This is a genomic window from Actinomyces oris (assembly GCF_001553935.1).
Classification (GTDB): Bacteria; Actinomycetota; Actinomycetes; order Actinomycetales; family Actinomycetaceae; genus Actinomyces; species Actinomyces oris_A.
On record NZ_CP014232.1, the window covers coordinates 2,334,339 to 2,357,479 of the forward strand.

Consider the following 23,141-nt stretch of genomic DNA (forward strand, 5'->3'; position numbering starts at 1 on the left):
CCTCCGCCGCACGTCTGTTGCGATCGGCCACGCGAGACTTCCGATGCTGAGTCCTGATACCGGCACTCTATGAGTCAGTCAGAGTAAGGGGCAGAGGGGACGATCCCCCTTGACGGAAGCACCTGGTGACGGTTAGGTATCGCTGCGGTGCGCCAGACGGGTCAGGTCGACGCCGAGCAGACGCGCCTGTTCGGCGGTGCGTCCGGTCACGACCACATCGGTACGGCGCAGCTGGGCCACATCGGCCGCTCCCAGCAGGGTCATGAGCGTGCGCACGTGGTCGCCCCAGGTGCTCAGCTCGCGGCGCAGGGCCTCGGGGCCCTCCTTGACCAGGGTGCGCAGCACGTGCCCGGAGGCCCCGACGGCGCAGGCCCCCAGGGCCAGTGACCGCACGACGTCGAGCGGGTTGCGCACGCCGCCGGAGGCCAGCACCGGCAGACCGACCGGGTCATCGACCGCCACAGACTCCAGCAGGCACAGCGCCGTCGACTGGCCCCAGCCGACCAGGTAGGACAGGTCGCGCTGCGGGCGGCGCTCGTTCTCAATGGCGATGAAGTCCGTGCCCCCCGCTCCGGCCACGTCGACGGCCGCGACACCGGTACGCGCCAGGGATTCGATGCTCCGGCGTGAGAGCCCGAAGCCCACCTCCTTGACCACCACCGGGACGGGCACGGCCGTGACAATGGTGGCGACCGCCTCCTCCCAGCCGCTGAAATCGCGGTCGCCCTCGGGCATGACCAGCTCCTGGGCCGCGTTGAGGTGGATCTGCAAGGCATCGGCCTCAAGCATCTCCACGGCCCGCGCCGCCTCCTGCGGGCTGACCGTCGGCCCGACGTTGGCCAGCACGAAGGCGCCCGGGGCCCGACGGCGGATGACGTGGAAGCCATCTGCCCGCTCGGGGTCGTGCAGGGCCACGTGCTGGGAACCGCAGGCGATCGCGACTCCTGCCTCAGCGGCCGCCTCGGCCAGGTCGGCGTTGATGGCCGCCGTCGCCTGCGTCCCGCCGGTCATGGCGTTGATGTAGAACGGGGCCTCCCAGCGGGAGCCCAGCACGGTGGTGCCGATATCGACCTGCTCAGCGCTGACGCCCGGCAGGCTGTGGTGGATGAAGGAGACGTCGTCGAAGGCGTTCGCACGGTCCTGGCGGTGCAGGTGCACCGCCAGCTCCAGGTGCTCGTCCTTGCGGGAGGCCCGCTGTGAGTCGGTGGACTCGTGGCTCATGAGGTGACCTCCATAGGGGGCACGGGGGAGTCGTGGGTGTAGATCGCCAGGTCCAGGGGCTGGATACTTGCCGCCCTCCAGGCGGAGCTCATGGCGGCGATGTCGTTGTCCGGCGGGCACAGGGCGATACCGCAGTCCCCGCCGCCGGCCCCCGAGCTCTTGGCAGCGGCCCCGTGATCGCGGGCGATCTCGACCAGCCGCGTCAGCTCGGGAGTCTCGATGACACGGCCGCTGATCCGTCCGAGCTGCACCAGAAGCACCCGGTTTCGCGTGATTGCGCTCATGACCTGGCCGGCGTCGTCGTCCTCGATGGCCGTGGTCAGGGAGGCCAGGGTGTCCTGGCTGGCGCGCAGGAAGGACGAGTAGACGTCGTCGACCCCGCGGGAGCCCGCCTGGACGCCGGCAACCAGGGCCGGGGTGGAGGCGGGAGCCCCGGTCCATCCCACCTGAAGCCTCACGGAGGGAACCGGCAGTCGACGCAGGCACAGGCCGGGCCAGTCGGATTCCAGCAGGTCTCCTGTGCCGCCACGGGCCTGCGCCCGTTGCCTGGCCCGGCGCAGCCACACGCGGTCGGGTGAGGCGTAGTCCACCCAGCCGGTCACGGCGCTGGCCGCGATGTCGCCCCCCGAGCCGATCGGCTGGACCGCGTCACTGGCCAGCATCGCCAGCTTGTAGACACGCGAGTCGTCCAGACTCAGGCCGTAGAAGCCCGCGACGGCGCGCACCGTCGCCACGGTCACCGCCGCGGAGGATCCCAGGCCCAGCTTGCGCCCGTCCGCCTCGTCCAGCTCGCTGGAGATGCCCAGGTTGAAGGACCCCAGCCGGCCACCACCCTCGGCCACCAGCGCCTCGACGACGCGGATCGCCGAGATCACGTAGTCGTCATCACCCCCGACAGCCTCAGCCAGGCCGTCCTGCGGGCGGTGACGCCAGGGCCTGGAGCCGGTGTCGTAGAGCCGCGAGCTGATCGTGCCCGCGTACCCGCCGGTGGGGGAGCAGGGCGTGATGCGTACGGTGATGAATCGGTTGACCGCCACCAGGACCGCTCGGTGGCCGGGCTCGACGACGGCGTACTCACCGGCGATGTAGAGCTTGCCCGGCGCCCTGGAGACCACGCCGTCAGCGTGAGGGGTCATAAGTCTTCCTCGATACGCACCCCGCCGCCGGGATACCTCACCGAGACGGTGGTGCCGGGCAGACGGTCGCGCAGCGCGGCGGCGATCTCCTCAGCCCGGGCACCCTCAGTGAGCACCTTGACATTGGGACCCGCATCGATCGTCGCCCACACGGGCAGTCCTTCATCGCGCATGGCGTGGATCGCGTGCAGCGCCGCAACGGTCTGCGGCAGCCAGTAGACGATGCCCGGGCGGGCCGCGATCATCGTGGCGTGCATGCCCAGGGCGTTACCCTCGACGATCTCTCCGAGCCGCGCCAGGTCGCCCGCCCGGACCGCCTCCAGCGCCACCTGAAGGTCTCTCCCGCTGGCCTCGACCCAGGCGGGGAAGAGAGGAGAGGTCGCCATGGTCGCCCGCATGGCACGGGTGGAGCTGATGGGCTTGTACCGCTCGGAAAGCACGACGACGACCATCGCCAGGTCCATCTCGCACCCAACCGGCTCGGCGTAGGAGGAGGCGTCGTCGTGGCCCGCGTTCCACAGGACCAGCCCACCGAAGACGGAGCGCGTGGCCGACCCCGACCCGCGCCGGGCCAGCCGGGAGAGGGCACGGTCGTCGAGGTTCATGCCGGCGGCGCGGGAGGCGGCCGCCGCAAGCGCTGCAAAGCCCGCCGCCGAGCTCGCCAGCCCGGCCGCCAGCGGCACCGAGGCCCGGGAGATGACGGTAGCCGGTGTGGCGACGCCTGAGCTGGAACGTACCAGGTCGAGGAACCGGGTCACTCGCCCCAGCTCCACGGCGCTGGGGGAGACCCCGTTGATCGTCACCGAGTCTGCGGCGCCGGCACCGCCGTCGAAGGAGACCGTCGTCGTCGTCCGGGTCCCTGCGAGGGTGAGGGACAGGCTCGAGGTGGCGGGGATCGCCAGCGCCTCATCCACCTTGCCCCAGTACTTGATGAGCGCGATGTTGGTGTTGGCGCTGGCTGTCGCCGTCGGGGCAGCGGCCGGGGAGGAGCCGGCAGCGGCTCCAAGGGGTACGGCGGTCACTCGTCCACCTCGCTGATGCGCATCCGATAGCTCCATGTCTCCGGTGCGCCGGCCTGTTCCAGGGCGGCACGCACCCGGCGCGTGGCGGACTCGCCGGTGACCAGGGCGATGACGCAGCCGCCGAGTCCTCCGCCAGTGAGCTTGGCGCCCAGTGCCCCGGCGCTGCGGGCGGCCTCGGTGAGGTCATCGAGGATCGGCAGGCTCAGGCTGAGTTCGGTCAGCACCGCGTGCGCCTCATCCATGGCGACCCCGAGGGCCGGGGCGTCGGCCTGGTCCAGGGCCATGATCGCGTTCTGGGTGAGTGCTCCCAGTCGGTTGATACGCGGGCCGATGTTGTCAGGATCGCTCTCGTAGCGCCGGCGCAGGCCTCCAACGGCCTCTCGGGTGGAGCCGTGGATCCCGGAGTCGGCGATGACCAGGAAAGCGTTGTCGATGCGCTGGCTTAAGGGGCGCATCTGTCCGCCCTGGAACCGGATGGGGCACGGTGAGCAGGTGGCGGCGGCGTCCAGCCCCGAGGGCTTGCCGTGCGCGATCTGCTCAGCCATCTGCGTCAGCGCGAACAGCTCATCGGAGCTGGCCTCGCGCCCGCAGGCGTCTAGGACAGCGCGAATGATCGCGCCGGCCGCCGCCGCCGACGAGCCGAGCCCGCGCTCATGGGGGAAGTCGCTCACGGTGGTGATATCGAAGGCCTGGACCAGGCCCCCGGAGAACTCGCGGGCCACCTCGAAGGCCCGTGCGACACTGGCGAACCGGGACCCGGCCTGGTCCAGGGGCCCCGAGTAGTCCAGGCTGCTCAGCGTGGAGGGACCCGAGGTCGGGCTCGCCGTGGCTCGCATCCGCAGGTCCTGCAACGGTACGGCCACAGCGGGGTGCCCGTAGACGACCGAGTGCTCACCCAGGAGAATGGCCTTCGCCCACGTCTGGCCGTGTCCCTCACGGATGGAGGAGTGCCTGTCCATATGTTTCCTTGCCTGTGGCCCACGCGTCGGGAAACCGTGATGCGGGCCGGGTTCAGGGATAAGAGGGCTTGACGAACCCTTTGATGGGATCGAGCGTATCGGGCGTTTCTCGAGGGCTGCAAGTCCTACCTGACCAGCATTGAGACGGTTCGCGCGCAGCCGTGGACACAGATGCGCTGTGACCCTTTACTCCCGTGATTTCGCAGGGCCGAGCGGGCCCCGTTGGGGCGGCGGCTCTGGGACCCCGTAGGATCGCCCTGTGCTGCACAGACTCTCCACCTCCTTCATCCGTACCCTGCGCGAGGACCCGGCCGACGCCGAGGTCGCCAGCCACCGCCTGCTCGTGCGCGCCTGCTACGTCCGCCGGGCCGCCCCCGGGGTCTACACCTGGCTGCCGCTGGGGCTGCGGACGCTGCGCAAGATCGAGGACATCGTGCGCCAGGAGATGGACGCCATGGGCGGCCAGGAGGTCCACTTCCCGGCCCTCCTGCCGGCCGAGCCCTACCAGGCCACCGGACGCTGGGACGACTACGGCCCCACCCTGTTCAAGCTCCGCGACCGCAAGGACGGGGACTACCTGCTGGCCCCCACCCACGAGGAGATGTTCACCCTCGCGGTCAAGGACCTCTACTCCTCCTACAAGGACCTGCCGGCCGTCATCTACCAGATTCAGACCAAGTACCGTGACGAGGCCCGCCCCCGCGCCGGCATCATCCGCGGCCGCGAGTTCGTCATGAAGGACTCCTACTCCTTCGACATCGACGACGCCGGCCTGGCCGCCGCCTACCAGGCCCACCGGGACACCTACGAGCGGATCTTCACCCGCCTGGGCCTGGACTACGTCATCGTCAACGCCATGGCCGGCGCCATGGGCGGATCCCACTCCGAGGAGTTCCTCCACCCCTGCGAGATCGGTGAGGACACCTTCGTGCGCTCCTCAAGCGGCTACGCGGCCAACGCCGAGGCGGTCACCACCGTGGTCCCCGAGGCCGTGGACGCCTCCGGGATCGGCCCGGCGCGCGTGGTCGACACCCCCGACACCCCCACCATCGACTCCCTGGTCGAGCTGTGCAACCGGGCCTACCCGCGCTCCGACGGGCGGGCCTGGACGGCCGCCGACACCCTCAAGAACGTCGTCGTCACCCTCATCCACCCCGGCGGCGAGCGCGAGCTGCTGGTCGTCGGCGTGCCCGGGGACCGCGACGTCGACATGAAGCGCCTGGAGGCCGCCGTCGCCCCCGCCGAGGTCGAGATGGCCGGCGACACCGACTTCGAGACCCACCCCGAGCTCGTGCGCGGCTACATCGGCCCCACCGCCATCGGCCCGAACTCCCCGCTGCGGCGTGTGGAGAAGCTCGAGGACGGCACCGAGGTCCTCGCCGGCTCCGTGCGCTACCTCGTCGACCCCCGGATCGTGGAGGGAACCAGCTGGGTCACCGGTGCCAACACCGACAAGAAGCACGTCCTGGACCTGGTCATGGGGCGCGACTTCACCGCCGACGGCACCATCGAGGCCGCCGAGGTCCGTGAGGGCGACCCCGCCCCCGACGGCTCAGGCCCCCTCCACCTGGCCCGCGGTATCGAGATCGGCCACATCTTCGAGCTGGGACGCAAGTACTCCCAGGCCCTGGGACTGACCGTCCTGGACGAGAACGGCAAGGCCCGCGTAGTCACCATGGGCTCCTACGGCATCGGCGTCAGCCGCGTCATGGCCGCCCTGGCCGAGGCCAACCACGACGACAAGGGGCTGACCTGGCCCGTCCAGATCGCCCCCTACCACGTGCAGGTCCTGGCCACCGGCAAGGACCAGGCCGTCTTCGACGTCGCCGAGCAGATCGCCTCATCCCTGGATGCCGACGGCGTCGAGGTCCTCTACGACGACCGCCGCAAGGTCTCCGCCGGGGTGAAGTTCGCCGACGCCGAGCTCCTCGGCCTGCCCTATACGCTGGTCGTCGGCCGGGACCTGGCCAAGGAGGGGACCGTGGAGATCCGCGATCGCCGCACCGGCGAGCGCCGCTCTGTGTCCGCCGACGCCGCAGCGGCCGAGCTCAGCTCCACCGTCCGCGCCGCGCTGGAGGCCGCCCGTCACTGAACGGCACGGCTGCTCAGTCCTCCATCCAGCGCCTGGTACGGCGCAGCTCGACTCGTCCGGTGGGACCACCGCTGCCGAGGCAGGACAGGAGCGCTGCCGCGTCATCGGCGTCGGCCACCAGGTGAAGCCGGCACGGACCCACCCGTGTGGACCAGGAATGGAGGAAAGCCTCCATATCGGCTCGTGAGCGGGCCAGGGCCGTCGGAACCGCAAGGTGAACACTGTCATCGTGGTTCCATGCCCCCAGCGCCAGCAGCCTTCCCAGGAGACGCCGCAGCCCGTTCAGAGGCTGCTCGGCCGTGCCCTGCGCCAATGTTGCGGTAGTGGCCTCGAGGATGAAACGGGGACGGCGCCCCGGGGAGCTCAGGAGCTCGGTGAGGATGTCGGCGAACCGAGCGCTCTGACGGGTCCCCACCCCGTCCAGGCCGATCAGCACCCGCGGACGCGATCCGCCGAGCGAATCGGTGGGACTCTCGCGAACCACGAGGTCGGGGCGGGGCCCGTCAGAGGAGTCCCCGTCGGCAGTGAGGTCGTATCGCGACAGGGCGACATCGAGAACGGCGCGAGCCGCAGCGCTCCAGAAGGCCGTGGGTGATCCCCGGCGCAGCAGACCCGGGGCACTCGTGATCTCGACCGCCTCCAGCGCTCGGCCATGGCCGCGTCGTGACACCCGGTGCGCCGCGGGTGCTTGAGCGAGCCATCGCCGCGACTCGACCCGACGATCGAGGCCTGCCAGGGTAGCGGAGTTGAGGGCATCAATATCCTCCGGGGCGGCGCCGTCACCCAGTTTGTCGAGAAGGCGGCGCTGGACCGGTGCCAGCATGGCGTCGAGGCCCGTCTCGACGACAGGAGTGCCACAAGGCTCGTCGGAGGCCGAGACTGGGGAGGCCTCGGGGTCATCGATCCGAACCAGTGACCACAGGTGCTCGGCCTTGCGACGCAGTCGGTTCAGGTCCGGGGCCGAGCGCAGGCGGGGATGGCTTGGCAGGAGGCAGGTGACGGACCAGTTGTGAGCGACCTTGTCGCCCCAGCCAGGGTCCAGACGCATCGTGCGGCCGCGCAGCTGCTGCGTTGAGGCCGAGGTCGTCGCCGCCGTGAGATCGATGAGCGTGTTGACGGCGGGGCAGTCCCAGCCCTCGCCGAGAAGCCCCCGGGTGCCCACGACGAGCCGTATCTCCCCGGCAGTGACCAGCTCACTGACGGCCAGGACGAGCCCGGCGCTGCCAACTCCCTGCCCGGTGACCGAGAGCATCCAGCCGTCATCGGTGGCGGGGAGTGCGAGACCGGTGCTCCGACGCAGCCGATCCAGTAGCGAGGTATCACCGCTGGCCAGGCTCAGGCGAGAGCCGGTCAGCAGCACCGGGTGCAAGGAGCGAAGATCCGCATCACTGAGCAGCGTACTCATACAACGCACCGCACCTCCCGCAGGGCCGGGGTGTGACCCCGGGACCAGGACGTCAAGCGCTCGGTGAGGAGCCGAGTGCTCGGCCGCATCGGTGACAACCACTGCCCGCAGCCGATCACCGATGGAGTCGAGCTCGTGACGCAGGATGTCGATGACAGCCGTGTCCTTGGCCCTGGAGACGGCAGTGATGGTATCCACCGGGGATCGTCCCGCCCGGATACCGGAATCGGTCAGGTACAGCCCGAAACCTCTCAGCAGCTCGCGTGTGGACTCCCAGTCCCGCCGGCGCTCCGGCACTGCCAGGAGCCGGTCATGAGCGTACCGCCCCAGGAGCCTGAGCTCATCGTCAAGATCGAGCAGGTCGAGCTCGGGCAGGAGCGGGACAACTCGAGTACTCAGAGCCGTGCCCCGGTAGCTGCCTGTCCTGCGCAGCAGCGCTGCTGCGGTCGCGGCCAGCAGCGGGTCGGCGTCGAAACCCGCGACGATCCGACGCACCAGTTCGTCCTCCTCGTGAGGCCTCGCTGTCGTAGGGGCATGGTCGTCATCCGCTCCAGCGATGCGAGGCAACGGCCCCGACCCGCTCCCGTCACCTGGAGCCGTGGACGACATGGGCGGGGCGACGACCTCAAGCAGGTAGTCGATGCCGTCGGGGCTCAGCAGCAGCTCGCCCACCCGGTGATGGAGCTCCTCTCCGGCGGTAGCCAGGAACTCCGTCTCCTCCGGGGACGGGAGCGTGAACCAGGCCAGTTGACGGCAGGGGGCGAGGTGACCGGCACGGATGACGGCCGGAACCGGAACCTCAGCGTCGACGTCGCCCAGGAGCGCACGATAACGGCGGGCCGACCGGTCCTCACCCGAGGGCTCAGTGGCCGTCAGACCGATGAGCGTGGGGGACAGGCCGACCCGTTTCAGACGCCGTACGAGGTAGTAGACGACGACGGCCCAGTGGGCCTTGAGGTGGTGGCACTCGTCGAGGACGATGGTGGCGACTCCCGCCGTGACGAGTGCGTCCAGGCGTGCCCGGGCACCGGGCCCCAGAATCGAGTCGATGGCGTCGTCGTCGAGCTCATCGACCTGACGGCGGATGGTGGCAGTGCGTGAACGGAGTCCACGGGTGTAGGCCCGAGGATTATCGGCCTCCAGCCGCTTCAGCCATGCCTCGGCGCTCACGGCGCTTCGTCCGCCGGCCGTGAGCTCAGTGACCCAGTGCGAGCGGGCCACGTTGCTCCAGGTGGGGGAGGAGCCGACGACGGCCAGGGACTGATAGGTCAGCACTGTCAGGTCGGCGGCTTCTGCCGCCTGATCTGGACGCGTGCCCGGCAGGTGGGCGCCGACGGAACCAGTGACCGAAGGGGAGCCGAAGGAGGAGGTGAAGAGCTCCTGTGCCTGATGGATCCACTGGGCCCCGATGACGGTGGTGGGTGTCAGGACGAGCGCACGACGGCCGTTGCGCACGGCCAGCTCCAGCCCCATGAGGGTCTTTCCCGCTCCCGGTGGCGCCAGCAGGTGAAGCGTGGCTCCGTCGTCGGGATGGAGCCGGTCAAGGAGACTCTGCTGGTAGTCGTGTAACGGCACTCGACGTGTCCACCGGCGCAGCGGGTGCTGCGCAGTGGGGGCGGCTGCGCTCGTCATGTCTCACCTCGGGGCTGCGTCGCCCTGGAGGTCGGCCAGGCGCTCCATCCACAACAAGAGCTGGTCCACGGCCGCAAGGGCGGCGATGGCGGCCACGGCCGTCACAAGAAGATGCATGTCAGGCGGCGTAGCCGGGCAGGGAGGAGAAATCCGCGCCCCAGGCGGTGGCGCGCCGGGCGGCGTCGACCGCACCGGTGACGGCCGCTTCGCGGGCCGGGCTGGAGGCCTTGGCGGAACCGGCCTCCTGCACCTCTGCCGACACGACGTTGGACCACACCTGCCGGGCCCAGAGCACCTGGGTGCTCACGCTGGGGTCTGTGGACTCACTCGGTGCGGCGTAGGCGCCCAACCGTTTGTCCTCGGAGCCTGCAGCCACCGCGGCGTTGACCACGGAGGTGGCGGCCTTGGCGTCAGCGACCGCCCGAGTGCGCTGGGAGTCGTCACTGCGCGCCGCAAGCGCCTCCATGGCGTAGCGGGCCGCGTCGTAGGAGGTCAGCAGACCGGAGCTGATCTTGGAGCCCTGCGCCACCTCCACCCGTGACTTGTCCGCTGAGCTCGGCGGCTGGAAGAGATCATGCTGGAGACTCCAGGCCACCGTCAGCGAGGTGAAGAGCCGGACATCCTGCTCCGAGGCGGCGGCGATCGCCGCCCGGCGGGCCAGCGTCGATCCATCGGCCAGGGCCGCGGCCAGGTCCTGTGCGGAGGCACCCGCCGAGGCCGACGGCACCGGAGCCACCGTGGGGTAGGCGGAGGGCACCTGTGAGGGCCAGGGCTGCCATACCCCGCCCAAGGTCTCGAGCTGGGCGTCAGCCGTCTGCTTGACCCCCTCGGCCAGGGCCGCGGTCGTGGCATCCCCGCCGCCGGCCTGTGCGACCACACCGGCAGTGGAGGAGATGAGCGCGGCCTGCCTGGCCAGGCCATCTCGAGCCGTCTCCGCCGCTGAGGCTGACGGCAGGGACGCCGGGGAGCCCTTCCCCAGGCGCAGCCCGCAACCGCTCAGCGTCGCGGTCAGAGCCGTTCCCACCGCGAGCACCGCGGTACGGCGCGTCAAGCCGTGACCTGCCGCACCGGTGCCGCCACTGGTACGGGGCCTGACGCCGACCTGGTCACGATAGGGCGGCTGAGAGCCGTTCGACTGAGTGGGCAGGGGAGGGCGGCGAGTGTTCACCGGGGAATCCTCCCACAGACGGCAGGTAGCATGATCCCGACCTCGACCACCTCGACCATGTTGACTATGTTGACCACGTCCATCCGGGCCCTCGGCCCGGGCCAGTACGGGAGGAAGAACGACCATGGCAGCCTCTGATCAGCGCAAGGATCCGCGACAGCGCGCTGACGCGCTGGCCCGCAGTCTCGCCGATCTGCTCTCTCCGATCGTCAACGACGCCGGGCTTCATCTTGAGAGCGTGGAGACCACCCGGGCGGGAAAGTACTCGGTTGTGCGCGTCTTCGTGGACCTGCTGGATGGTCCCGGAGACCTCGATCTTGACGCCCTGGGGCCCGTGACCGCGGCCATCTCCCAGGCCCTCGACGAGGCCGACCCCGTCAAGGGTCAGTACACCCTCGAGGTCTCCACCCCCGGAGCCGAGCGGGAGCTGACCACCCTGCGTCACTTCCGGCGTGCCGTTGGTCATAGTGCCCGGGTGCGCACGGCCGACGACGAGCTCACCGGCGTCGTCACCGCGGCCGAGGAGGACGACGAGGCCAGTGACCACAACGGTGGCATGGTCGGGATCGAGGTCGACGGCGTCGAGCGCCGCATCGCGTTGGGGGACATCACCGAGGCGAGGATGGTGCTGGCCGGGCTCTAGAACCGGGCAACAGGCCGAAGATCCATCAGATGCTCCCCGCGGATAGTCACCGGGAATAATGTGTGTCCTGATAACTGATAGGTTGACGTGCCGGCCCGGACAGACGTGATGGACCATCCGACCCGTCACGGGCTACCGTCAACGGGAGCCCAGTGCAGACCCGCTCAGCGGACCAGAGAGGACCCAAGGACCCATGGACATCAATATGCCGGAGCTGCGAGGCGCTGCCGACGAGCTCGGTATTGACCTGGACAACCTGCTGCCCGCTATCGAGGACGCCATCCTGGGGGCCTACTCCAAGGTGCCCGGGGCCATCCGTGGTGCCCACGTCGAGATTGACCGTCGCACCGGGCACATGAGCGTCCTGGCCCCGGAGGTCGACGAGGAGGACCAGCCCACGGGGGAGTACTTCGACGACACCCCCGATGACTTCGGTCGCATCGCCCAGGCCACTGCCCGCAGCGTCATCGTCCAGCGCATCCAGGACCGCCGCGACTTCGAGGTCCTGGGCGCCTTCAAGGACAAGACCGGCGAGCTGATCTCCGGCACCGTCGAGCAGGGGCGCGACCCCCGCATCGTCTACGTGCGCCTGGACGAGGAGCACGAGGGCATCATGCCTCCCCATGAGCAGGTCCCCGGCGAGCGCTACCGCCATGGCGATCGTGTGCGCGCCTACGTCACCGACGTCTCGCGCGGCACCCGCGGGGCTCAGATCATCCTGTCGCGCACCCACCCGGGTCTGGTTCGCAAGCTCTTCGAGCGCGAGGTTCCCGAGCTCTCCTCCGGTGACGTCGAGATCGTCTCCGTCGCCCGGGAGGCCGGGCACCGAACCAAGATGGCTGTGCGTTCCAAGGTGCGCGGCGTCAACGCCAAGGGCGCCTGCATCGGCCCCATGGGGCAGCGGGTGCGCGCGGTCATGACCGAGCTCGGTGGAGAGAAGATCGACATCGTGGACTACTCGGAGGACCCGGCCCGCTTCATCGCCAACGCCCTGTCCCCGGCCCGCGTGGCCGCCGTGGGCGTCATCGACGCCGAGGAGCGCACCGCTCGCGCCATCGTCCCCGACTTCCAGCTCTCCCTGGCCATCGGCAAGGAGGGGCAGAACGCCCGTCTGGCCGCGCGCCTGACCGGCTGGAAGATCGACATCCACGCTGATGCCGAGTCCGGTGAGATCACCCCTGGCCAGGGGTCCCAGTCCGACGACGTGACAGGTCCCTCAGAGCTGGGCGACTGAACCGCCCTGCGGGGCGATGTAGACTTTCCGGCGGACCTTTGCGGGTCCTGCGCCGAGATTCCTCGGCTGCGGTACCCGCGTCAGCGGTTGCAGAGCAGCGGAAGGACGCCGACGGACGGTGGTCACCATCCCCCACGTGCCCGAGCGCACCTGCATCGGCTGTCGACAAAAGGCCCCGCGGACGCAGCTGCTGCGTCTCGTCCTGACGCCGAGCGGTGAGCTCGACGTCGATGCCCGGGCCGTCAGACCCGGGCGCGGCGCCTGGATCCACCCGGATCCGGTGTGCCTCGACCTCACTGAGCGACGACGCGCCGCTTCACGTGCTCTGCGCACCAGTGGACCACTGGATGTGGCCCGGGTGCGCGGGTTCCTGGAGCGGAGGCTGGTCAACGACGGCGAGGTCCCCGCCTCCCGACCGGGTGAGCGGACCACCGATAGCGAAGGCGGGTAGGAAGCCGATGGGCACCCGATGAGTACCCAGCGATGAGCTGCCTCTAGAAGCACCCACCCCTGTCCGGGGTGGGAAACCGGACAGGAGAAAAGTGGCTAAACCACGCGTTCATGAGCTTGCGAAAGAGCTCGACCCCACTGGCAAGAAGGTCACCTCGAAGGTGATCCTGGCCTGGCTCAAGGACCAGGGAGAGTTCGTCAAGGCGGCCTCCTCCGCTGTTGAGCCTCCCGTCGCTCGCCGGGTTCGCGAGCACTTTGCCGCCCAGGTGCAGGAGGCGCCGGCGGACACCCAGGCCGACAAGCCTGCCAAGACTGCCTCTCAGGCCCCCAAGCCCTCCAAGAGTGCCCCCAAGCCGGGAGCTCAGGCCGCCAAGCCCGGTCCCGCCGGGGCTCAGGACCAGGCCCCGAGCCCCGCCGTCAAGCCGGCCGCTCCCAAGCCCTCCAAGAGTGCCCCCAAGCCAGGTGCTCAGGCCGCCAAGCCGAGTGACGGAGCCCAGGCCCCGAGTGCCGCCAAGCCGGCGCCCCAGCGGGGAGCCGCGGGCGAGGCGCCCAAGGCCCCCAAGCCTGGAGCCGGAGTTCCCAAGCCTGCGGCCGCCTCCGGTACCCCGGCGTCCGGCTCGCGTCGCAGTGCTCCGACCCCGGGGCCTCGCCCCAGTGCTCCGCGTCCCGGCAACAACCCCTTCGCCACCTCCCAGGGCATGCCCCGTCAGGGCGGTCAGACAGGCCGAGGAGGCCAGCGTTCGGGCCAGTCGCGCTCGGGTGCTCCGCGTCCCGGCAACAACCCCTTCGCCACCTCCCAGGGCATGCCCCGTCCGGGTGGCTCCGGTGGTCCCCGTCCTCAGGGCGGTCCGCGTCCCGGTGGCCCCCGTCCTCAGGGCGGTCCACGGCCTCAGGGAGCCGGCCGCTCCGGTGCTCCGCGTCCGGGCGGTCCGCGTCCCAACCCGGGCATGATGCCCGGCCAGTCCTCCATCGGGCGCCCCGGTGCTCCCGCACGAGGGGGAGCGGGCGGCGGTGGCCGCGGCTCGCGCCCCGGCGGCGGCGGTCGTCCCGGTGGCGGCGGTCGTCCCGGCGGCGGCTTCGGCGGACCCCGCGGTGGCCGCGGTGGTCGCGGTTCCACCCAGGGCGCCTTCGGGCGCGGTGGCGGCGCCCCGCGGGGACGCAAGTCCAAGCGGGCCAAGCGCCAGGAGTTCGAGCAGCAGAGTGCGCCGTCGATCGGCGGTGTCATCGTCCCTCGCGGCGACGGCTCCACCCCGGTGCGCGTGCGCCAGGGGGCCACGCTCACGGACCTGGCCGAGAAGATCAACGCCAACCCCGCGGCCCTGGTGACCGTCCTGTTCCACCTCGGTGAGATGGCCACGGCCACCCAGTCCCTCGACGAGGACACCTTCGCCCTCCTGGGCGCCGAGCTGGGCTACAACGTCCAGATCGTCTCGCCCGAGGACGAGGACCGCGAGCTCCTGGAGTCCTTCGACATCGACCTCGACCCCGATGAGGACGACGCCAACCTCGTGCCCCGGCCCCCGGTGGTCACGGTCATGGGACACGTCGACCACGGTAAGACCAAGCTGCTGGACGCCATCCGCTCCACCGACGTCGTCGCCGGTGAGGCCGGGGGCATCACCCAGTCCATCGGTGCCTACCAGGTCCGCGTCAACCTGAACGACGAGGAGCGCCCGATCACCTTCATCGACACCCCCGGTCACGAGGCCTTCACGGCCATGCGTGCCCGCGGTGCCGAGGTGACCGACATCGCCATCCTCGTCGTGGCCGCCGACGACGGTGTCATGCCCCAGACCGTTGAGGCCCTCAACCACGCCCAGGCGGCCAACGTGCAGATCGTCGTGGCGGTCAACAAGATCGACAAGGAGGGCGCCAACCCGGACAAGATCCGCGGCCAGCTCACCGAGTACGGTCTGGTCCCCGAGGAGTACGGCGGCGACACGATGTTCGTGGACATCTCCGCCAAGCAACGTCTCCACATCGACGAGCTCCTCGAGGCCGTCCTGCTGACTGCGGACGCCGCCCTGGACCTGCGGGCCAACCCGGACACCGAGGCCCGCGGCGTGACCATCGAGGCCAAGCTCGACAAGGGCCGCGGCGCGGTGAGCACCATTCTGGTCGAGCGCGGCACGCTGCGGGTCGGCGACCCGATCGTGGCCGGAAGCGCCTACGGGCGCGTGCGCGCCATGTTCAACGAGCACGGGGAGAACCTCACCGAGGCCGGCCCCGCCCGCCCGGCACTGGTTCTGGGACTGACGAACGTGCCCAGCGCCGGTGACTCCTTCATCGTCGCCCCCGACGACCGCACGGCCCGCCAGATCGCCGACAAGCGTGAGGCTGCTGAGCGCGCCGCTCTGCTGGCCAAGCGCCGCAAGCGGGTCTCCCTGGAGAACCTCACCGACGTCCTCAAGGAGGGCAAGGTCGACACCCTCAACCTCATCCTCAAGGGCGACAGCTCGGGTGCGGTCGAGGCCCTGGAGGACTCCCTGCTCAAGATCGACGTCGGCGAGGAGGTCGCCCTGCGTGTCATCCACCGCGGCGTGGGTGCCATCACGCAGAACGACGTCAACCTGGCCACGGTGGATTCCGCCGTCATCATTGGCTTCAACGTCAGGCCCGCCGAGCGAGTCTCGGAGATCGCCGACCGCGAGGGCGTCGACATGAAGTTCTACTCGGTCATTTACAACGCGATCGAGGATGTCGAGGCCGCCATGAAGGGCATGCTCAAGCCCGTCTACGAGGAGGTCGAGCTCGGCACCGCCGAGATCCGGCAGATCTTCCGCTCCTCGAAGTTCGGCTCCATCGCCGGCTCCATCGTCCGCTCGGGCATCATCAAGCGGGGGGCCAAGGCCCGCCTGGTGCGCGACGGCGTCGTCATCAACGGAGAGCTGTCCATCGAAACGCTGCGCCGAGAGAAGGACGACGTCACCGAGGTCCGCGAGGGCTACGAGTGCGGTATCAACCTGGGCTTCAAGGACCTCGCCGAGGGCGACGTCATCGAGACCTGGGAGATGCGCGAGAAGCCTCGCGACTGAGAACGACCGCGTTCATCAACAGTGGCCGGCCGCCCCGCACTGGGGTGGCCGGCCACCGTTGTCAGACGGACGCTCATCACCTCGCCCGCGAGAACGTGCGTGGGCGAGATGATGCCGTCAGATGCGCGCGTTGACGTCCTGGTAACCGGAGTCTTCGCGGGTGCCGCCCATGCCGTCACCGACCTCGCTGTAGTGACGGATCAACGTCACCGACCGGACCCACTTGATCATCTTGTACCCGTGGCTCGTCTCGCAGCGCAGGCGCAGCGGAGCACCGAACATGCCCGACAGCGGCTCGTCATTGCGGCCCCAGGCCAGGATCGTGTCATCCTCGAGGGCCATGTCCAGAGGCAGGCACGTGTAGTACGGCTCGACCGGACGCCCATCGTGCATGTTCTGGGCCATGCCGAAGGACTCGAACATCACCCATCCGGCCTCAGGATCGATCTGACCGACCTGCGCGAGCAGATCCCGCACGCGGATCCCCGTCCACTTGGCGATCCCCGTCCAACCCTGCATGCAGGTGTGCATGGTGATCTGGGACTGGCTGGAGATCGCCTTGAGCTCCGCCAGGGAGAAGGACGCCGGAGCCGAGACCATGCCACCCACCTCGAGGCGGAAGTCGGCGAAGTCATTCGCCGCCAGCTCCTGGTACTCCGGGGACTCCTCCCGTGAGGGGGTACGGGTGTTGACCCAGTGGAACCTGGAGATGTCCTTCTCCGTCCACGGCCTCTTGACGGCCTGCTGCGAGCTGAAGCGGTCCACCGTGACGCGGCGGATCCCCCGCGTGGCGTCCCATAGGATCCGCTGGCTGCGGCGGGTGTCCGTCAGCGTCCAGTAGGACATGGCGATCCACAGCGCCACCACGACGATGATCGTCGCGATCACGGTGACGTAGGCCTGACCCACCCGGTTGGGGTCGTAGTAGCCGAAGACGATGTGGGTGAGGTTGTGAGGAGCGTGCACGATGAACACCAGGCCCACGTGAACGACGGCGAAGCCCAGGTAGGCGAACATGCCGATCAGATGCAGGGAGCGGGCGGCCTGGCGGCCACCGAACATCTTGGCGTACCAGGGGAAGCGGCCCACGACGGCGGGAGACATGACCGGCCCCGTGATGATCATCAGCGGAGCGGCGATGAAGACGATGAAGAAGTACCCCAGCTGCTGGAGGCTGTCGTAGGGGGTGAAATCGCACAAGGATGGAGTGCGCAGGTGTGCGTAGGTCAGCAGGGAGTCCCAGGCGTCGGGCAGGATTCGCCACGTGGTGGGAACCAGGCGGTGCCACGCTCCGGTGCCCACGAGGAGGGCGACGTAGATGATGCCGTTGAGCAGCCAGAAGCTGGTGGCCACCCCATGCCAGGCGCGCCCCAGCCCGATCTTGGCTCGGCCGGGCAGGGACAGCAGGGGGGAGAGGTCGCGCTGATCATCCCGGGCGGTGAAGGCCCCCTCCTCGAGGGGCACCTTGTCCCTGGTGAACCGGAGCCACTCGGAGCCGGGCTCGCACTGGTCCTTGAAGTAGAAGCGGGGATGAGAGGCGATGATCTCGATACCGGAGCGGATGAGGACGCCCATGAGGAGGAAGTTGATGAAGTGGGTGACGCGCAACCACAGTGGGAAGGTCTCAGTGTCGACACACTGTTGGGCGACGTCGTTGACGGTCTGTGCGGCTAGGGGCAGGAGGGACATCGTCGTGCCTTACAAACGGGGTGACAATCTTTCCGTATAAATGATTGTACTGCTGTTTCTCGGTTTTATGTAGGGGATGGTGACAAGATGTCGCGATCGGGGTGTCGGCGCGGCGGAGGTGGAGTTATATCAGCCTTCCTTAAATAGGAAACACAATAGTGACTAAAATAGGTGGCGGCTTGGCTGCCGTGTCGTTCCACGCGTTGAATATCAATGGAGAGAATCTGAGGAAATGGAACCGATCAGCCGTCATATCGACGGGGAAGTCCTGGATTGTTCCCCCACGATGCTCTGTGGGGCTTGTACGGTGGCTGTGACGACGCGGAAGACGTCCGCCGTCTTCTGAGATACACGGAGGTAATCTCATGTCATCCGCTGCCACGACTGAGGGGGCGGTCTCCCGACGCGCTCGCCTCATCGGCAAGGGGTGGATCCAGGGGGTCGCCCTGGTCATGCTCTTCGGATTCACTGTCATGGGCCTGCTGGCCTACCGCACCTACACCAATTCCATGCCTCAGCCGCAGAAGGTGGTCACCGAGAGCGGTGAGACCCTCTTCACGACGCAGGACATCACCGAGGGGCAGAAGCTCTTCCAGGCCAGAGGCCTCATGGAGTACGGCTCCATCCTGGGCCACGGCGGCTATCTCGGTCCCGACTTCACCGCCGAGTACCTTCGCATGGAGGCCACGAGCATCAAGAACCAGCTCGCCGCCCAAGGGGCCGCCGACCCGGCGGCCGCCACCAAGGAGATGATGCGGACCAACCGCTACGACTCCTCCACGGGAACCCTGGTGTGGACCGATGAGCAGGTCAAGGCCTACAACGAGGCCGTCAACCACTACACCAAGATGTTTGGGCCCGACGCCCACAGCCACGGCCTCAAGCCGGATCTCATCACCGACCCCGTCCAGGTCAAACAGGTGACGGCCTTCTTCGGCTGGACCGCCTGGGGATCGTCCGCACAGCGCCCGGGCCACGACTACTCGTACACGAACAACTGGCCCGCCGAGTCCCTGGTCGGCAACGCACCCACCGGTGACCTCATGATCTGGTCGGTCCTGTCGCTGATCGTCCTCATCGGTGGAACCGGGGTCATGTTCGCCATCTACGGCCGCTGGAGTCAGAAGATCGGCTGGCACTCCGAGGAGGCCCCGGCCCTGTCCTTCCGTCAACCCGAGGACGTCGGGCTGACCAAGTCGCAGCGGGTGGTGGCTTGGTACGTCTTCACCATCGCCGCCCTCTTCCTCGTCCAGACGCTGCTGGGAGCCCTCGCCGAGCACTACCGGGCCGACGTTCTGTCCTTCTTCGGATTCGACCTGGGCCGACTTCTGCCCTTCTCCCTGGCCCGCACCTGGCACGTCCAGCTCTCCTTGTTCTGGACCGCCATCGGTCTGCTCGCGGCCGGCCTGTTCCTGACCCCGTTCATCGCCAGGCGCGAGCCCAAGAAGCAGCACGTGCTGGTGTGGACCCTGTTCATCGCGGCCACGGTCGTCGTCGTCCTGTCCTGCTTGGCGGAGGGGGCCAGCCAACACGGCCTGAGCTGGGCCAAGGGGCCGCTGTTCGCCCAGCAGTGGGAGTACCTCGATCTTCCCTTCGTCTTCCAGGTGCTGCTGACCCTGGCCCTGTTCGTCTGGGTGTTCATCATCTGGCGCGCCATGCGCTCGCGCCTGCGCAACGAGCACGTGGCCAACATGCCCTGGCTGTTCATGTTCGCGGCCCTGGCGATCCCCGCCTTCTACGCCGTGGGGATGATGGCGCGCACCGGAACCCACGTGACCGTCGCCGAGTTCTGGCGCTTCTGGGTGGTGCACCTGTGGGTCGAGGACTTCCTCGAGCTGTTCACCACCGTCATGGTCGCCTATGTCTTCGTCCTGCTGGGCGTTGTCCGCGAGAGGATCGCACTGGGCATCATCTTCATGGACATCATCCTGTACTCCGCCGGTGGCGTCATCGGCACCATGCACCACCTCTACTTCTCCGGCACGCCGGTGGAGCACATGGCCCTGGGTGCCTTCTTCTCAGCCGCCGAGGTGATCCCCCTGACCTTCCTGACGGTGGAGGCCTGGGCCTTCATGCAGCTGGGAGCCAACCGCCACGGCAAGGAGGCCGGTCCCTTCCCGCACCGCTGGGCCGTCATGTTCCTCATGGCCGTCGGCTTCTGGAACTTCCTGGGGGCCGGTGTCTTCGGCTTCCTGGTCAACCTGCCCATCGTGTCCTACTACGAGATCGGGACCGCGCTGACGGCCAACCACGCCCACGCCTCCATGATGGGCGTGTACGGCTTCATGGCGCTGGCGCTGGGGATGTTCGCCCTGCGCTACCTGGTGCCGGCCGACAAGTGGCCCGAGAAGCTCGCCAAGACCTCCTTCTGGAGCCTCAACATCGGTCTGGCCTGGATGTGCTTCGCCACCCTGCTGCCGCTGGGCATCCTCCAGCTGCGCTACTCGGTGAGCACGGGCTACTTCGAGGCCCGCCAGCTCACCTACGTCACCAACTCGGTCAACACGATCATCGAGTGGGGGCGGATGCCCGGAGACCTCATCTTCATCCTCGGCGGAGTCCTGCCCTACCTCTACATCGCCTTCCTGGGACTGAGGAACTGGCGTCGAGGGCGGACGGTGGACACCTTCGCCGAGGACGCCCTCTACGAGGAGATCCAGGGTGGGCGCAAGGCCTGGCGCGGTGAGCGCGCGGAGCTGAACGACTGATGGCCTCACCCGACCTGAGCGTGTGGCTCATCGCCGTCTACGCGCTCATCATGCTGGCTGCTGCGTGGGCCGTGGACGTCCTCGGCTCGCGCAGCGCCCGGCACTCCATGTCCTGGCGGCACTCGGACTTCATGTACCACGACGACGTCGACGGCTGGAGGTGCCACGAGGACCAGTGGCTGTGGCCCACCGCCTTCGACCCGGACAAGCGCGTCATCCGCTATGAGGGCGCCCATGCGATCTGCGGGCGCTGCCCGTCCAAGGACAGCTGCTCGCCCACCCCCGGCCCACGGGAGATCACCCGGCCTGTCGACCCCTGGCCCTACTCCGACGCCGGACGCTTCCACCGCGGTGTGGGTCTGGTCATCGCCTGCGTTGGCGTCTTCATCCCGGTGCTGCTCATGGTGGTCTTTCACGCCACCGGCGACCTCATCGTCCTGGGCACGACGACCGTCGTCGTCGTTGTGGCCGGTGTCCTGCCGCTGGCCCGTCACCTGTGGAATACCCCCGACAACGCGCCGGCACACCTGCCCCACGTCGGCTCGCAGGAGTACCAGGAGGCGGAGGAGGCGCGCCGCTCTGCGAGTACTGGTCCCGTCCCGGTGTCGATCAGCGCACGCCCCTCGGGATACCGTTCAGTGCGTGAGGCGGCCGAGGCGATCGCCACCGCTCAGGCCCGTGCGGCCGCCACTGGGCGCACCGTGCATGTCTCCTTCCTCTCCGGGGCTGACGGCACCGGGAAGGCGGACGGCGGGACTGTCGCCTCCGCTGCCTCCGTGGAGCCCGAGCTGCGTCGCGTCACCGCCCTGCGCACCCGCAAGCGCGTCCCGACCACCGGCGCCGAGCTCGGGGCGGATGGAACCCGCGGCGGGGCCCGGCGCTCATGGTCCTCGGCATGGAACGAGGCCACCGACACCACACGCAGATGAGCCGGCCCCAGTTCCTGAGCCGCCTCAACCCGCTTTCCTGAAGGACCCTTCATGACTACCACCACCACCGCCATTGCGGCCGTGACCGTCCTCGTCCTGCTCGCCTTGGCCCTCTCGCTCAAGATCATCACCCAGTACGAGCGGGGCATCGTGTTCAGGCTGGGGCGTCTGCGACCTGTCTACGATCCCGGCCTGCACCTGGTCGTCCCTTTCCTCGAGCGCCTGGTGCGGGTCGATACCCGCGTGGTCACCCTGACCATCCCGCCCCAGGAGGTCATCACGGAGGACAACGTGCCGGCGCGCGTCAACGCCGTCGTCCTGTTCAACGTCACCGACCCGGTCAAGGCCGTCATGGCGGTGGAGAACTACGCGATCGCCACCTCCCAGATCGCGCAGACCACGCTGAGGTCCGTTCTTGGACGCGTCGACCTGGACACCGTGCTCGCCCACCGCAGCGCCTTGAACGCCGATCTGCGTGACATCATTGAGAAGCTCACCGAGCCGTGGGGTGTGGAGGTCAGTGTCGTCGAGATCAAGGACGTCGAGATCCCCGAGCAGATGCAGCGGGCCATGGCCCGTGGGGCTGAGGCTGAACGTGAGCGCCGTGCCAAGATCATCAACGCCCGTGGTGAGCTCCAGGCCTCCGAGGAGCTGCGTCAGGCGGCGGACACGCTCTCGAAGTCACCGGCTTCTCTCCAGCTGCGCTACCTGCAGACCCTCCTGGAGCTCGGCGCCGACCAGAACTCCACGGTCGTCTTCCCCCTGCCGATGGACATCATCGGACCGCTCCTGGAGCGCTTCGGTCCCCAGGGCGGCCTGCCGGAGGCTAACGAGGGCGAGGGCGGCGAAGGAGCTGGCGCACCGCGTCACCGATGAAGACCGCGACCGCCGCCCACACCAGGATCATGGCCGCCCATCGGGCCGGCGGGATCCGCTCGTGGAAGGCGCCCCAGGCCAGCAGGAACTGGATGGTTGGGGCGATGTACTGTCCCATCCCGACTACGGACAACGGCACGCGCCTGGTGCCGGCGGCGAAGAGCAGCAGGGGCACGGCTGTGACCGGACCGGCCACCACGAGCAGCGCCATGATCGGCCAGCCCTGATCGGGGGCCTGCCAGGCCGACTGCCCCTGCCAGGCCAGGTGGCCCAGGTAGGCGAGTGCGATGGGAGTCACGAGGGCGCTTTCCACCGTCAGCCCGGTCAGAGCGTCCACGTCGGGTCCGAGCTGCTTCTTGACCAGCCCGTACAAGGCGAAGGAGAAAGCCAGCACCAGGGAGATCCACGGCAGCGCGCCCTGGAGCGCCACCAGGAGGGCCACGGCGGCGCTCGCCAGCGCGATCGAGACCCGGTGTGCGGGGCGCAACCGCTCATGCAGCACCAGTGCAGCCAGGGCCACCGTCACCAGCGGGTTGATGAAGTAGCCCAGGGCGGCGTCGGCCGTGCGCGCGCTGTTGACGCCGTAGACGTAGACGAGCCAGTTGACTGAGACCAGCAGCCCGCAGACGGCCAGCATCCCCAGCAGGCGCGGTGAGCGCACCACGTGGACCAGCTGTGCCCAGCGGCGCCGCAGAGTGATGAGCGTCAGGCAGGTCACCAGCGTCCAGAGGATCCGGTGACCGATGATCTCCACACTGCCGGCGGCCGAGAGGAGGTGGAAGTAGAGGGGGAAGAAGCCCCACAGGCAGTAGCAGCCGACGACCAGCGCCATCCCAGTGCCATCGAGCGTCCCTGAGGTCGACGCCGACCCTCGGGCGCCTGACGGTGAGGTCGGCGTCGTGGAGGGGTCCAAGGAGGAACCACTGGGGGAGGAGCTCATTG

At 68.9% G+C, this 23,141-nt stretch carries 16 protein-coding genes; 8 read left to right on the forward strand and 8 right to left on the reverse strand.

Going from position 1 to position 23,141, the window contains the following annotated elements:
* Positions 1-132: 132 nt before the first annotated feature.
* Genes fni through mvk form a run of 4 tightly spaced genes read right to left on the reverse strand, consistent with a single transcriptional unit; the run spans position 133 to position 4,338 of the window.
* Positions 133-1,221: a type 2 isopentenyl-diphosphate Delta-isomerase gene (gene fni / locus AXE84_RS09380; RefSeq protein WP_060957687.1), complete on the reverse strand. Its 1,089-nt coding sequence runs from the start codon at positions 1,219-1,221 to the stop codon at positions 133-135.
* Positions 1,218-2,357, reverse strand: a complete 1,140-nt coding sequence (locus tag AXE84_RS09385; protein WP_150116267.1) for a phosphomevalonate kinase — start codon at positions 2,355-2,357, stop codon at positions 1,218-1,220. The genes fni and AXE84_RS09385 overlap by 4 nt, the downstream gene beginning before the upstream one ends.
* The gene (mvaD, locus tag AXE84_RS09390) at positions 2,354-3,379 is read right to left on the reverse strand and encodes a diphosphomevalonate decarboxylase (RefSeq protein ID WP_060957688.1); all 1,026 of its coding nucleotides are present in this window, start codon (positions 3,377-3,379) and stop codon (positions 2,354-2,356) included. Before mvaD ends, AXE84_RS09385 begins: the two co-directional genes overlap by 4 nt.
* On the reverse strand, positions 3,376-4,338 hold the full coding sequence (gene mvk, locus AXE84_RS09395) for a mevalonate kinase (protein WP_010613614.1): 963 nt from the start codon (positions 4,336-4,338) through the stop codon (positions 3,376-3,378). The genes mvaD and mvk overlap by 4 nt, the downstream gene beginning before the upstream one ends.
* Positions 4,339-4,597: 259 nt before the next feature.
* Between mvk and AXE84_RS09400 the strand changes: the two genes are divergently transcribed.
* Positions 4,598-6,430 carry a proline--tRNA ligase gene (locus AXE84_RS09400; protein ID WP_060957689.1) on the forward strand — a complete coding sequence of 611 codons (1,833 nt, stop codon included), beginning with the start codon at positions 4,598-4,600 and terminating at the stop codon, positions 6,428-6,430.
* 13 nt (positions 6,431-6,443) lie between these two features.
* Here the strand turns inward: AXE84_RS09400 and AXE84_RS09405 are convergent, their stop codons facing one another.
* Positions 6,444-9,467, reverse strand: a complete 3,024-nt coding sequence (locus AXE84_RS09405; protein ID WP_060957690.1) for a DEAD/DEAH box helicase family protein — start codon at positions 9,465-9,467, stop codon at positions 6,444-6,446.
* Between the two features lie 118 nt (positions 9,468-9,585).
* A complete protein-coding gene (locus tag AXE84_RS09410) occupies positions 9,586-10,635 on the reverse strand; it encodes a Tat pathway signal protein (protein ID WP_236750043.1) in 1,050 nt (349 codons plus the stop codon).
* A 124-nt stretch (positions 10,636-10,759) separates the two neighbouring features.
* Here AXE84_RS09410 and rimP point away from each other — a divergent pair, with 124 nt between their 5' ends.
* From rimP to infB, 4 genes are all read left to right on the forward strand, one after another.
* Positions 10,760-11,278, forward strand: a complete 519-nt coding sequence (gene rimP, locus AXE84_RS09415) for a ribosome maturation factor RimP (RefSeq protein ID WP_010613620.1) — start codon at positions 10,760-10,762, stop codon at positions 11,276-11,278.
* Between the two features lie 193 nt (positions 11,279-11,471).
* The gene (gene nusA / locus AXE84_RS09420; protein WP_003786363.1) at positions 11,472-12,512 is read left to right on the forward strand and encodes a transcription termination factor NusA; all 1,041 of its coding nucleotides are present in this window, start codon (positions 11,472-11,474) and stop codon (positions 12,510-12,512) included.
* A 118-nt stretch (positions 12,513-12,630) separates the two neighbouring features.
* The gene (locus AXE84_RS09425) at positions 12,631-12,963 is read left to right on the forward strand and encodes a YlxR family protein (RefSeq protein WP_060957691.1); all 333 of its coding nucleotides are present in this window, start codon (positions 12,631-12,633) and stop codon (positions 12,961-12,963) included.
* 91 nt (positions 12,964-13,054) lie between these two features.
* Positions 13,055-15,997: a translation initiation factor IF-2 gene (gene infB / locus AXE84_RS09430; RefSeq protein WP_060957692.1), complete on the forward strand. Its 2,943-nt coding sequence runs from the start codon at positions 13,055-13,057 to the stop codon at positions 15,995-15,997.
* Between the two features lie 117 nt (positions 15,998-16,114).
* Here infB and AXE84_RS09435 read toward each other — a convergent pair whose 3' ends face one another.
* On the reverse strand, positions 16,115-17,686 hold the full coding sequence (locus AXE84_RS09435) for a molybdopterin-dependent oxidoreductase (RefSeq protein ID WP_060957693.1): 1,572 nt from the start codon (positions 17,684-17,686) through the stop codon (positions 16,115-16,117).
* Between the two features lie 365 nt (positions 17,687-18,051).
* Here AXE84_RS09435 and AXE84_RS09440 point away from each other — a divergent pair, with 365 nt between their 5' ends.
* From AXE84_RS09440 to AXE84_RS09450, 3 genes are read left to right on the forward strand one after another with little or no spacing between them, the layout of a single operon-like run.
* Entirely contained in the window at positions 18,052-20,394 is a 2,343-nt protein-coding gene (locus AXE84_RS09440; RefSeq protein ID WP_060957694.1) for a nitric-oxide reductase large subunit, read from the forward strand.
* Complete coding sequence (locus AXE84_RS09445) at positions 20,394-21,323, forward strand: hypothetical protein (protein ID WP_060957695.1); 930 nt, start codon at positions 20,394-20,396, stop codon at positions 21,321-21,323. The genes AXE84_RS09440 and AXE84_RS09445 overlap by 1 nt, the downstream gene beginning before the upstream one ends.
* 51 nt (positions 21,324-21,374) lie before the next feature.
* On the forward strand, positions 21,375-22,199 hold the full coding sequence (locus tag AXE84_RS09450; protein WP_060957696.1) for a slipin family protein: 825 nt from the start codon (positions 21,375-21,377) through the stop codon (positions 22,197-22,199).
* Here AXE84_RS09450 and rarD read toward each other — a convergent pair.
* Entirely contained in the window at positions 22,150-23,139 is a 990-nt protein-coding gene (gene rarD / locus AXE84_RS09455) for an EamA family transporter RarD (protein WP_060957697.1), read from the reverse strand. The genes AXE84_RS09450 and rarD overlap by 50 nt on opposite strands.
* Positions 23,140-23,141: the final 2 nt, after the last annotated feature.

Coding starts and splice junctions, on each gene's coding strand:
- fni (WP_060957687.1), bottom strand. CDS start 1,221: ATGAGCCACGAGTCCACCGACTCACAGCGGGCCTCCCGCAAGGACGAG.
- AXE84_RS09385 (WP_150116267.1), bottom strand. CDS start 2,357: ATGACCCCTCACGCTGACGGCGTGGTCTCCAGGGCGCCGGGCAAGCTC.
- mvk (WP_010613614.1), bottom strand. CDS start 4,338: ATGGACAGGCACTCCTCCATCCGTGAGGGACACGGCCAGACGTGGGCG.
- AXE84_RS09405 (WP_060957690.1), bottom strand. CDS start 9,467: ATGACGAGCGCAGCCGCCCCCACTGCGCAGCACCCGCTGCGCCGGTGG.
- rimP (WP_010613620.1), top strand. CDS start 10,760: ATGGCAGCCTCTGATCAGCGCAAGGATCCGCGACAGCGCGCTGACGCG.
- nusA (WP_003786363.1), top strand. CDS start 11,472: ATGGACATCAATATGCCGGAGCTGCGAGGCGCTGCCGACGAGCTCGGT.
- AXE84_RS09435 (WP_060957693.1), bottom strand. CDS start 17,686: ATGTCCCTCCTGCCCCTAGCCGCACAGACCGTCAACGACGTCGCCCAA.
- AXE84_RS09440 (WP_060957694.1), top strand. CDS start 18,052: ATGTCATCCGCTGCCACGACTGAGGGGGCGGTCTCCCGACGCGCTCGC.
- AXE84_RS09445 (WP_060957695.1), top strand. CDS start 20,394: ATGGCCTCACCCGACCTGAGCGTGTGGCTCATCGCCGTCTACGCGCTC.
- AXE84_RS09450 (WP_060957696.1), top strand. CDS start 21,375: ATGACTACCACCACCACCGCCATTGCGGCCGTGACCGTCCTCGTCCTG.
- rarD (WP_060957697.1), bottom strand. CDS start 23,139: ATGAGCTCCTCCCCCAGTGGTTCCTCCTTGGACCCCTCCACGACGCCG.